Below are 11,452 nucleotides of genomic sequence, written 5' to 3'. Positions count from 1 at the left end.
TACGCGCTCGCCGTCTTCACCCTCGCGGCCCGCGGCGACGTCCGCCAACCCCGCGTCGACACCGCCATCGGCCAAGCCGCCCGCCTGGCCGTCGACCTCCTCCGCTGACGACTCCCGCCGGCTCGACAGTACGTATACGCCCACTGGACCCGATCCGGCCGACGCTCGCAGCGTGCGGGAGACGGATGCTGGACGTATACGTACTGTCGAGCGGTCAGACGATCGCGTAGGCCTCGATCTCGAGGAGGGCGTCGGGGCTGAACAGGGCGGCGACCTGCACCGCCGTACTGGCCGGCTTGGTGCCGGGAAGGTACTTGTCGCGGACCACGCGGATCGCCGGCAGGTAGCCGATGTCGGTGACGAAGAACGTCAGCTTCACCACGTTCGCGAACGTCGCGCCGACCGCCGCCAGGCAGCGCTCGAGGTTCGCGAACACCTGCTCGGCCTGCGCGCCCGGGTCGCCGATCCCGACGAACGCCCCGTCCGGATCCAGCGCCACCTGCCCGGACACCGCGACCCACTGGCCGGTTCCGGTCACCACGTGGCTGTAGCCGTTGCCGGGGGCAACGCCCTGGACCTGCGGATACTCCAGCTCTGTCACCTGTTCCTCCGTTCGGTGTGTGCTCCCAGCCGATCACACCGGGGGTTGAGAAACCGGTTTCATCGGGAGAGGATGCAGCGATGGGCCGGACACCGAAGGACAGCATCACGATCGCCGACGTCGCGCGGGTGGCCGAGGTGTCGCGGGCGACCGTGTCCCGGGTGATGAACGGCCGGATCGGTGTCGCACCCGACATCGTCGCCAGGGTACGCGCCGCCGCGGAGCAGCTGAACTACCGCCCGAGCGACCTGGCCCGGAGCCTGTCGCTGGGCCGCACGAACATGGTCGCGCTGGTCGTCCCGGACCTCGGCAACCCGCTGTTCCAGCAGATCCTCCGCGGCATCACCAACGCCTCCGCGGCCGCCGGGTACAAGGTGCTGGTCGCCGAGACCGACGAGGACCCGAAGGCCGAGGCGGCGATCGCGATCGAGGCCCGGCGGCGGTGCGACGCGCTGATGATGGTGTCGCCGCGGATGGACCAGGAGCGGCTGATCGAGCTGCTGCCGCAGGTCCAGCCGGTCATCCTCGTCAACCGCCATGGCCCGCCGGAGGTCTCGTCGGTGGTGGTCGACTACGGCCGCGCCGTGCGGATCGTCGTCGATCATCTGGTCGGGCTGGGGCATCGCCGGCTCGCGTTCCTGTCCGGTCCGGCCGCGAGTGCGTCGAACACCCTGCGGCTGCTGGCGCTCGAGGTCGCCGAGCGGGAGATCCCGGGGCTGGACCTCGTCCGGCTGGAGTGCGGCCGGTCGATCGAGGACGGCTACGCCGCGGTGGAACGGGTGCTCGACGCGCAGGTGACGGCAGTGGTCGCGTTCAACGACCTGGTCGCGTTCGGGCTGCTGGCGCGGCTCAACGAGGTCGGCGTCGCCGTACCGGCGGACCTGTCTGTGACCGGGATGGACGACATCGGGCTGGCGCGGTTCGCCGTACCGTCGTTGACGACCGTGCGGGTGCCGCAGAAGGACCTCGGTGAGCTGGCCTGGCAGCGGTTGTTCGCGTCGATCACGGGGTCGGCGGACGACGCGGACGACGTACCGGAGCTGCGGCTGGCCGTGCGGGCGAGCACGGGGCCGGTGCCGCAGGAGCCGCGGTCGCAGGCGCCGGCCGATCGGATCGGGTGGCAGCAGCAGGGCGACATCTTCGAGCTGGGAAGCTCCGCGGGGATGCTGGCCCGGTACGAATTCGGCCGCCGGATGCCGCAGGTGCACGCGCCGCGTCCGTACCTGCATCCGGTCCGGACGCTCGGCGGGCACCCGTTGACGCAGGTCAGCCCGGTCGACCACCGGCACCACTACGGCGTCTCGCTCGCGGTCGCGCAGGTCAACGGTACGTCGCACTGGGGCGCGCGCACGTACGTCCGCGGTCAAGGCCCGACCCTGCTGACGAACCACGGCCAGCAACGCAGCCGCGGGGTCACCGTCGACGATCGCGAACTGGTCGACGACATCACCTGGTACGACGAGCAAGGCCGCCCGCAACTGGTCGAACGGCGCAGCCTCACGGGCGACCTGGCGTTCGGCGGCTGGCGACTCGACTGGCGCAGCGTCCTCACCGCGCGGTACGGCCCGGTCCGGATCGACAGCCCGGCGACAACGGGACGCGAAGGAGCGGCGTACGGCGGGATCTTCTGGCGGCTGCCGTTCTCGGAAACTGTTGTCCTGAGCGCCGACGGTGACGGGCTGGAGGCGGCGTTCGGGTCGGTCAGCCCGTGGATCGCGTTCGTGCAGGGCGAGGTCAGCCTGCTGCTGGTGCAGCCCGAGCAGGTACGGCCGTGGTTCCTGCGGGTCTCGGAGTACGTCGGCGTGTGTCCGGCGCTCGCGTGGGACGAGCCGTTGGCGCTGCAACCGAACCAGGAGCTGGCGTTGTCGTTGACCGCCGTACTCCTGGATCGGCCGCTGGAGGCGGCGGAGGCTAGAAAGCTGGCAGGCCGGTTGTAGGCGACGAGGCGAGCGCGGACTGCCAGCGGCGCGGCACCCGGCCGGCCAGGCGGGCGTTCCGGCCGGCGGAGACGGCGTCGCGCATCGCGGCCGCCATCAGCGCGGGCTTCTCGGCGCGGGTCACCGGGGTCGCCAGCATCACCGCGTCGCAGCCGAGCTCCATCGCCAGCGCGGCGTCACTCGCCGTACCGATGCCGGCGTCGACGACCACCGGGACGTTCGCGGCCTCGGCGATCAGCGCGAGGTTGTGCGGGTTCCGGATGCCGAGCGCGGAACCGATGGGTGCGGCCAACGGCATCACGGCCGCGCATCCCGCCTGCTCCAGGCGACGGGCCAGGATCGGGTCGTCGTTGGTGTAGGGGAGGACCGTGAAACCGTCCGCCACCAGGGCGTCCACGGCGTCCAGCAGTTCGACCGGGTCCGGCAGCAGCAGGTGGTCGTCGGCGACCACCTCGACCTTGATCAGGTCGGTCTCCAGCGCCTCGCGGGCGAGCTTCGCGGTCAGCACGGCCTCGGCGGCGGTGTGGCAGCCGGCCGTGTTCGGCAGGACGTCGATGCCGTGCTTCTTCAGTACGTCGAGGACCGAGCCCTCGTGGCCGGTGCCGAGCCGGCGCATCGCGACGGTGGTGAGTTGGGTGCCGGAGGCAACCAAAGCCTCCTCCAGCACCTCCAGGTTGGCGGCGCCGCCGGTCCCCATGATCAGCCGGGAGGCGTACGTCCGCCCGCCGAGCTCGAGTGGATCGTCCATCTCAGCCTCCCTGCGTCGCGCTGACGATCTCGACCCGGTCGCCCGGGCGCACCGTGGTGTGCGCCCACTCGGCCCTGGTCAGCACGCTCTGATTCACCGCGACCGCGATCCCGGTGCTCCGGTCCGAGTACTCCGCGACCAACTCGGCCACCGACTTCCCGGCCGGCCCGTCAACCGCCGTACCGTTCACCCACACCGATTCCACGCTTCCTCCCTACGCCGGCATTACCCGATTCAGGTTCAGCGGTCGGTGACGGCCCGGTCACCCTCTCAGCCCACTTCCTGCGAGCTCCCGCGGACAACTCGACTATAGCTCCCTCACGGCAGCGGGATGACCTGCTCCCGCACTGCGGGAGCAGGTCATCGCCGGGAGTGACTCAGGGGGTCGTGACGGAGGTCACGGTCGAGCCGGAGATGTAGGTCGGCCAGGTGCCGACGGTGACTGTGACCTGACCATTTGCGTTGGGGGTCAGGGTGTAGGTCAGGCCGTACAGGCTGGTGACCTGGACCGGGCCGGTTGCGTTGACCGTCACCGTCGTGTTCGCACCGGAGGCCGCCCAGATCGCGCGGAACGGCGTACCGTCTCCTGCCGCGTACACCTGGTCGATCAGCCCGTTGCCCGGGTACTCCTTGCCCAGGAACGTCGCCCCGCGGAGTTGCCGCGCAGCCGTGGCGTAGGCGACGTACGACGGCTTGGGGGTGTACTTGCCGAGCGCGTCCGCCTCGTTGTGCACCATCCCGAAGTTGAACTCCTGGTTGGCCGGGTCGATGCCGTCGTTCTTGAAGTCGTACAGGTAGAACCGGTCCACGTCGTGCCCGGGGACGTTGAGCATCGCGCGGGCGACGTACATCGCCTGCGTCGGTTCGCTGACCGGCGCGGCGCTGCCGGCTCCGGTGTACCAGCCGGCCTCGGTGATCCAGATCGGTTTGTCGACACCGCCGTTGTACTGCCGGATCGTCGCCCGCACCTGGTCGACGAAGGTCCCGAGGCTCTCCGGCGCGTTCAGGTAGTTGTACGGGTGGATCGACACCACGTCGAGGTACTTCAGCCCGCCGAGCTGGCAGAACTGCTGGAACCACGCCTGCTGCGTCACGTCGGTGTCCCCGCCGCCGACGATCGTCAGCCCGGCGTGGTTCGCCTTCAGTTTCGCATAACTTGCCTGCAGCAACGAGATGTACGCCTGCGGGGTCTGGTACGCCGGGCCCTCGCCGTTGATGTCCCACTCGTTCCAGATCGCCATGTTCTTGATCTGCGGGTACTGCGTGGCGAGCGCGTCGGCGTAGTTCGCGAACGCCGCGCGAGCCGTGTCGGTGGTCGGCGGATTGCCGCCGTCGTACAGGGTGTTCCCGCGATCGGCGATCATCAACGGGTCGATCCCGTTCGCCTGGAATCCCTGCTGGTACGTCGTGATCTTGGCCGGGAACGAGTACGTGCCCGGGCTCGTCTCGGCTTCGCTCCAGTACGCCTCGTCGCGGGCCGTACCTGCTCCGGACAGCGCGAGTACGGGCATCAGATCCGGGTTCCACGACTGCGCGAAGTGCGTGCCGGCACCTTGGTACGTCGGGGCCGTGGTCGCGGCGACCGCGTCGACGTTGACGGCTGCCGACGTACCGCTGAGGATCGCGCTCTTGTCCAGCGTGAGGGTGATCGCCGTCGCCGGACCGTGCCAGATGCCGTCGTTCGCGCCGCCGAAGTGCAGGTAACCGTTGCCCTGAGCAAACTGGGTGACGCTGAGGTGCTGCCAGGCGGATCCCGACAGTGAGAGCCGTTGCTGGTGGACCTGGCCGGTCGCGTCCGTGAGTCGTAGTCCGATCGACGAGACCTGACTGGATTTCACCCACAGATCAAGGGCCTTGAGGTCGATCGGTACGAAGCTGCGCTGGAGTGCGACGTAGTTCCCGCCGCCGCTGAAGTCGCCGCTGAGCTTGGCCGATTGAGCGCCGGACTGCGGCGACACGGTGTCGTAGCTGAGGCTGCCGGTCGCGCCCGGGAACTCGCTGCCAGGGTAGAACGACCAGCCCTCCGCGGCGCTCTCGTAGTCGCCGAGCGGGGTCGTCGGTGCGGCCGCCGGGGCGTTCAGCGTGAGGTCGTCGAGGTTCACGCTGCTGCTCGTGGCACCGTTGATCGCGCCCTTGTCGAGTACCACCTCGAGTTGCTTGGCCGGGCCGTGCCAGACGCCGTCGTTCGCACCGCCGAAGTGCACGTACTGCTTGCCGCCGTCGAAGCGGCTGACGGTGAGTGACTGCCAATCGGTTGCCCCTGACAACGTCAGGCGTTGCTGGTGCACCTGGCCGGTCGAGTCGGTGATGCGGAACGTCAGGAACGACAGGTTCGGCGTCTTCGCCCAGAAGCTCACACTGGTCGCCGCGACCGACGGTACGGTGCGGTTGACGCTGACGTACGCACCGCCGCCGCTGAAGTCGCCGGACAACTTGCCGGAACTCGTACCGGAGTGGTTGTCGGTGGTGTCCAGCGTGAAGCTGCCCGTGGCGCCCGGGTGCTCGCTGCCCGGGTAGAACGTCCAGCCTTCGGCCGTGCTCTCGAAGTCGCCGACCCGGTTGGTGGTGAGGCCGGCGACTGCCGCCGTACTGAGTGGGCTGAGGATGGCGAAGGTCGTCCGGGCGGTCGCCGTACCGGCCTGGACGGTGAGCTCGTACCAGCCGCGGGTGGTGACCGCGACCTGCAACGTACTCGCGGCGGCCTGGCTGCCGGTCGCGACGACAGTGCCGTTGACGTCGGCGGCCGACCAGGTCACGGACGAGGCGTCGGTACTCAGGCCGACCTTGACCTGCTGGCCGTCGGTGAACACGTTGCCGACGGTGATCGGGGTGAGGGCGAGGGTCGCGGCGTGGGCCGGGACGGTGGTGCCGATGGCGACGAGGAGGACTCCGAGAACGAGCGCAACAGTACGTCTCATGCCGACTCCTGATTCAGGGCGGTGTGGTGGGACGCCGGCTGCCACGACGTTGTGTGCGAAATCGCTTTCGCAAAACTATGGCCGGAGGTTATGGCGGTGTCAACGGTTCGCTGCCGGTCAGCAGCGCGGCCAGCTCGGTCGGCCGGTACAGGACCTGTTTGCCGGTGCGCTGCGGCTCGACCAGCCCGGTACGGCGGAGAAGCTGGAGGTGCTGGCTGACCGCGGACGGGGTGACCTGTAGCTCGCCGGCCAGGTCGGTCGTGGTGCGGGGGTGCGTCAGGAGCTCGAGGATGCGCGCCCGCGGCGTACCGATCAGTTGGGCCAGGTCGTGGTGGGACGGTGGCTCTACGACGGACCAGAGGTTCGCCTGACCGCGCGGCGGGTACCCGAGCAGCGGATCGGCGCCAGGGTCGAACGGGATGACGGCATGCGGCCCGAACAGCGTCGGCTGGAGTACCAGACCGCGCCCGTTGATCTCCTCTTGACGGCTCTGCTCCGCGACCCTGTCGACCTTGAGCAGACCGTCCGCGTAGCTGATGGCAGGGCCGAGTCCGTTGAGCATTGCGCCGGTGCCCTGCTGTGTGAGCACGTGGCCGCGGTAACTGATGTCAGCGGAGAGCAGGGTGCGCATACGGCTCCAGTACGGCGCCATCATGGCCTGCCAGTAGTCGCTGAGCGCCTGCACGACCTTGTCGATCGTCAGGCCCTCCGGTAGCTCGCCGTTGACCGCTATCAGCTGCTTCTTGAAGGTGGTCTGGTCCACGGCGGCGATCAGGTCCAGCTCGTCGGACAGCTGCGTCAACGGCGACGAGGGCCGCGGCGTGAGGAAGTCCGGACTCCCCATGGTGTCGTTGACCAGCCACCGCAGTACGTCCCAGTCCAGCTCCGTCACCCGCGGCTGAACGGCCCGCACCCACCCCAACTGCAAGGGGAAGCGGCCGGGATCCCGGAGCGCCCGCAACGACAACACCATCTCGGCGACCGGCGACACCGCGAACCTGATGCCGGCCAGATCCTGCGACGTCAGAACGTAGGTGAGCAACGCGCGTCAGGCCTTCTGCGGGCCGTTCCCGAACCCGGCCTCATCTCCTCCTCCGCCGGATCCGGCCCCTGGGCGGACGGCTCTTCCGGTCATCGCCTGCTCCTCGCTCTCGGCAACGTCTCGCCACGAAGTATGTCTGGCCTACCCGGATCCGCGGACCAGCAGTCGGGGTACGACGACCGCCGCGGCGCCGCTGTTGTCCTCGCCGAGCTGCCGGGCGACCTGGTCGACGGCCAGTTCGCCGAGGCGCCAGGTGTCGATATGGACCGTGGTCAACGCCGGCGTGACGAGCTCCCCGAGCGGCAGCCCGTCGAAGCCGACGACAGCGCAGGACCCGGGGACCTGACGGCCTTCCCGGACGGCCGCCCGGATCGCGCCGACGGCGATCAGGTCGCTGTACGCGAACAGCGCGGTGGTCTCCGGGTACGCCGTGAGTACCGCCGCCGCAGCCCGCTCTCCGTCCGGAACGGACTGCGCGCACGGATGAACCGGACACCGAGCCGGGTCCAGGCCGAGCTCACGGACAACCGCGCGGAAGGCGTCCCGCCGTACGTCGGCAACGTCGTCGGGCCCTTCGCTGCCGAGCATCGCGATGTCGCGGTGGCCGGCACCGACGAGGTGCTCGACGGCCTGCCGGGTCCCGGACTCCAGGTCGATCGCCACGGCCCCGAACCGGGTCGAGTCCGGATCTCGCTGGAGCAGGACGACCGGGAGCCCGCGGACGTGTTCCGCGATCGCGTCGTCGTCGGCGGCCAGGTAGCCGACCAGCGCGTCGACCTGGTCGGCAAGGTTGTCGACCAGGTCGAGCTCGCGATCCGCGTCGCCGTGGGTGGCCGATACGACGACCTGCCAGCCGCGCTGCTCGGCGGTCGCCAGCACCGCGGAGGCCAGCTGCGGGAAGTACGGGTTCGCCAGGTCGGTGACCAGGAGCCCGATCGTGGTGACCTGCTGCCGCACCAGCCCCCGGGCGAACCGACTGGGCCGGTAGTTCAGCCGGCGAGCCGCGTCCAGGACGCGATCGCGGGTCGCCGGGCTGATCTCACCCTTGCCGTTCATCGCCCGCGAGACGGTCTGCCGGGACACGCCCGCGCTGCTCGCCACGTCCTCGATGGTCGCCCGCCGCCGCTCTGCCGTCATCGTTCCCATCCGCCTGTTGACCGGTTCGGAGCCAGCATCCCATACTGACGTGAACGCTCCCGGGAGCGTTCACGGCCCGCCCAGCTGGAGGAGAATCCCATGCCGTTCCGCCCATGGATCGCAGGAACCGTCGGACTGCTGGTCGCGCTGGCCCAGCCGTCACTGGTCGCCACAGCCGCCCGGCCGCCACTGGTCACCGCGGCGGCGGCTCCATCGGCGGGGGCGACGACCGCGGTCACCCTCGACGGGCGGCAGGGCGGGCGGACCTTCGACGGCATCGGGGCGATCAGCGGCGGCGGTGGCAACAGCCGGCTGCTCATCGACTACCCCGAGCCCGAGCGGAGCCGGATCCTCGACTACCTGTTCAAACCTGGGTACGGCGCGAACCTGCAGCTGCTCAAGGTCGAGATCGGCGGCGACACCAACTCCACCGACGGTGCCGAGCCGAGCCACCAGCACACCGCGAGCGACCTCAACTGCAACCGCGGCTACGAGTGGTGGCTGATGAGCGAGGCGAAGAAGCGCAACCCGGCGATCAAGCTGTACGGCCTCGCCTGGGGTGCGCCGGGCTGGATCGGCGGCGGGCAGTTCTGGTCGCACGACATGGTCGAGTACCTGATGCGCTGGCTCGGCTGCGCGCGCGGCCACGGACTCGGGATCGACTACCTCGGCGGCTGGAACGAGCGCGGGTACGACCAGGCCTGGTACCAGGACCTGCACTCGACGCTCGCCGCCCGCGGCTACCGCACCCAGGTGGTCGGCGCGGACTCCGGCTGGGACGTCGCGGACGCGATGGCGGCCGACCCGAAGTTCAACGCGGCCGTCGACATCATCGGCGCGCATTACCCCTGCGAGGGCGGTGACGGGGGGAGTGCGTTGTCGTGCTCGTCCACGGACGTCGCCCGGGCGAACGGGAAACCCTTGTGGGCCAGCGAGAACGGTTCGCTCGACCTCGACGCCGGCGCCGGCGCGCTGATCCGGTCGATCACCCGGGGGTACCTCGACGCGCGGATGACGGCGTACGTGAACTGGCCGTTGCTGGCGGCGATCTATCCCGGGATGCCGTACGACACCGTCGGCCTCGCGGTCGCCGACCAGCCGTGGTCTGGGGCGTTCCGGCTCGGCAAGAGCCTGTGGACGACGGCCCAGATCACCCAGTTCACCAAGCCCGGCTGGAGCTTCGTGGATTCCGCGTCCGGGTATCTGGGCGGCGACCGCGCGAACGGCTCGTACGTCTCGCTGCGCGCGCCGGACGCGTCGGCGTACAGCGTGATCGCCGAGACCACGACGGCGACCGCCGCGCAGACGTTCGACCTCACGGTCGCCGACCTGCCGCGGACCGTCGCGCATGTCTGGACCACGGACGTGTCGAGCGCCGGCGCGCGGGACAACCTCGTACACGTCGCGGACGTCGTACCGGACTCCTCGGGGCGGCTGTCGGTCACGCTGCAGCCGGGGCGGGTGTACACGATCAGCACGACGAGCGGCCAGGGGGCGGGACGTGCGGTCAGCCCGCCGCGTTCCGGACTGCCGTTGCCGTACGTCGACAGCTTCGAGCAGTACCGGCCCGGCGCGGAGGCGCGGCTGCTGGCGGACATGCAGGGCTCGTACGAGACGGTCCGGTGTGCGGGTCGCGCTGGTACTTGCCTCAGGCAAATGACACCGGCGCGGCCGATCGTGTGGCAGGACGACTCCGACGCGTTCGCGTTGCTCGGGGATCCGCAGTGGAAGGACTACACGGTCGCCACGGACACGTACTGGGACCAGCCCGGGACCGTCGAACTGATCGGGCGGGCGGGGAAGCAGTCGCGGCCGCAGAGCCATCAGGAGGGGTACTTCCTGCGTATCGACGACCGCGGGTCCTGGTCGATCGTACGGTCCTCGATCGACGCGACGCTGACCACTCTCGCCGCCGGAAGGACGGTTGCTCCCGGCATCCATCGGTGGCACCGGGTGGCGCTGGAGATGTCCGGTACGACGCTGACCGCGGTGCTCGACGGCAAGCGGATCGGGGCCGTCGACGACGCGACGTACGCGACCGGGAACGCCGGGATCGGGGTGGTCGGCTACCAGACCGACCAGTTCGACAACCTGCGCATCACCGCGTCCCAGCCGGCCCCGCCGCCGACGTCGACGACCGTCTCGGCGCCGGCCCAGTTACGGCGCGGTGAGTCGGGCGCGGTCGTGGCGACCTTCACGGTCCCGGCCGACGCGCCCGGCGTGCAGGGGCTCGACCTGACGCCGGGGAGCAGCGTTCCGGGCTGGACGTTCGCGCCGACGGCGGCGCACTTCGACCGGGTCGCGCCGGGCACCAGCGTCACCGCGACCTGGCAGGCGACCGCGCCGACGCTTCGCGACACACCGGCGCAGAACCCTCTTGCCGTGGCCGCCACCTATACCCAGCGATCCGTGCCGCACTGGTCCAGCGGCGCAGGCGCCGTCGTCGACGTACCGATCCCGGCTCCGACGGGTACGGCGTACGTCAGCGATCTGGCCTTCGTGTCCACCACAAACGGCTGGGGGCCGGTCGAGCGTGACACCTCGAACGGCGAACAGGCCGCGGGCGACGGCCTGCCGATCACGCTCAACGGCACCGTCTACCCGAAGGGTCTCGGGGTGCACGCCAACGGTTCGGTCGTGGTGTACCTGGGCGGGGCGTGCCACCGGTTCACCGCCACCACGGGCGTCGACGACGAGGTCGATCCGTTCGGCACCGTCCGGTTCACCGTGTCCGGCGACGGCAGCACACTGGCGGACACGCCGGTACTCACGAACGCCTCGGCGCCGTACCCGCTCGACGTCGACGTGACGGGAGTCCAGTACCTGACGCTCGCCGTCGGGGACGCCGGCGATTCCAACGCCCACGACCACGCGGACTGGGCCGACGCGAAGCTGGAGTGCAACTGAAACTGTCGGCGGCGGGTGGGAGGGTGCGGGCATGGAGTTTCGAACGATGGACGACGAGGAAATGGCCGACTTCCTGGCGCAGCCCCTGGTCGCGGTGTTCGCGATCGACGACCCGGGGTGGTCGCCACACGTGACACCGGTGTGGTTCCACCACCTACCGGA

The 11,452-nt window shown here is 70.1% G+C and carries 8 protein-coding genes and 1 riboswitch; of the genes, 2 read left to right on the top strand and 6 right to left on the bottom strand.

Annotated elements, in window-relative coordinates:
- Window positions 1–214: 214 nt before the first annotated feature.
- Window positions 215–601: a RidA family protein gene (locus VFF46_RS25920; RefSeq protein WP_325039819.1), complete on the bottom strand. Its 387-nt coding sequence runs from the start codon at window positions 599–601 to the stop codon at window positions 215–217.
- Window positions 602–681: 80 nt separating this feature from the next.
- Between VFF46_RS25920 and VFF46_RS25915 the strand changes: the two genes are divergently transcribed.
- Window positions 682–2,538, top strand: coding sequence for a DUF6807 family protein (locus tag VFF46_RS25915; RefSeq protein WP_325039818.1), 1,857 nt, complete (start codon window positions 682–684; stop codon window positions 2,536–2,538).
- Here VFF46_RS25915 and VFF46_RS25910 read toward each other — a convergent pair.
- The 5 genes from VFF46_RS25910 to VFF46_RS25890 all read right to left on the bottom strand — a co-directional run bounded on the left by VFF46_RS25910 (window position 2,513) and on the right by VFF46_RS25890 (window position 8,383).
- Window positions 2,513–3,286, bottom strand: coding sequence for a thiazole synthase (locus tag VFF46_RS25910; protein ID WP_325039817.1), 774 nt, complete (start codon window positions 3,284–3,286; stop codon window positions 2,513–2,515). The two genes, VFF46_RS25915 and VFF46_RS25910, sit on opposite strands and share 26 nt — an antisense overlap.
- Window position 3,287: 1 nt before the next feature.
- Window positions 3,288–3,491, bottom strand: coding sequence for a sulfur carrier protein ThiS (gene thiS / locus VFF46_RS25905; RefSeq protein WP_325039816.1), 204 nt, complete (start codon window positions 3,489–3,491; stop codon window positions 3,288–3,290).
- Window positions 3,481–3,592: riboswitch (TPP riboswitch) on the bottom strand. It overlaps the preceding gene by 11 nt.
- A 71-nt stretch (window positions 3,593–3,663) precedes the next feature.
- Window positions 3,664–6,204: a glycosyl hydrolase gene (locus VFF46_RS25900; protein WP_325039815.1), complete on the bottom strand. Its 2,541-nt coding sequence runs from the start codon at window positions 6,202–6,204 to the stop codon at window positions 3,664–3,666.
- A gap of 88 nt (window positions 6,205–6,292) precedes the next feature.
- Window positions 6,293–7,246, bottom strand: coding sequence for an ArsR/SmtB family transcription factor (locus VFF46_RS25895; protein ID WP_325039814.1), 954 nt, complete (start codon window positions 7,244–7,246; stop codon window positions 6,293–6,295).
- 141 nt (window positions 7,247–7,387) lie between these two features.
- Window positions 7,388–8,383, bottom strand: a complete 996-nt coding sequence (locus VFF46_RS25890) for a LacI family DNA-binding transcriptional regulator (RefSeq protein ID WP_325039813.1) — start codon at window positions 8,381–8,383, stop codon at window positions 7,388–7,390.
- Between the two features lie 99 nt (window positions 8,384–8,482).
- On the opposite strand from VFF46_RS25890, the gene VFF46_RS25885 reads away from it, so the two are divergent.
- Window positions 8,483–11,290, top strand: coding sequence for an NPCBM/NEW2 domain-containing protein (locus VFF46_RS25885; protein ID WP_325039812.1), 2,808 nt, complete (start codon window positions 8,483–8,485; stop codon window positions 11,288–11,290).
- Window positions 11,291–11,452: the final 162 nt, after the last annotated feature.

The organism is Kribbella sp., assembly GCF_035655035.1.
Classification (GTDB): Bacteria; Actinomycetota; Actinomycetes; order Propionibacteriales; family Kribbellaceae; genus Kribbella.
The sequence above is the reverse complement of the archived record's forward strand: the minus strand, read 5'-3'. Positions and strand labels throughout refer to the sequence as shown.

Bases quoted from the DNA above. Each gene is read 5' to 3' on its own strand.
- VFF46_RS25915 (WP_325039818.1), top strand. From the start codon at position 682: ATGGGCCGGACACCGAAGGACAGCATCACGATCGCCGACGTCGCGCGG.
- VFF46_RS25910 (WP_325039817.1), bottom strand. From the start codon at position 3,286: ATGGACGATCCACTCGAGCTCGGCGGGCGGACGTACGCCTCCCGGCTG.
- VFF46_RS25900 (WP_325039815.1), bottom strand. From the start codon at position 6,204: ATGAGACGTACTGTTGCGCTCGTTCTCGGAGTCCTCCTCGTCGCCATC.
- VFF46_RS25890 (WP_325039813.1), bottom strand. From the start codon at position 8,383: ATGACGGCAGAGCGGCGGCGGGCGACCATCGAGGACGTGGCGAGCAGC.
- VFF46_RS25885 (WP_325039812.1), top strand. From the start codon at position 8,483: ATGCCGTTCCGCCCATGGATCGCAGGAACCGTCGGACTGCTGGTCGCG.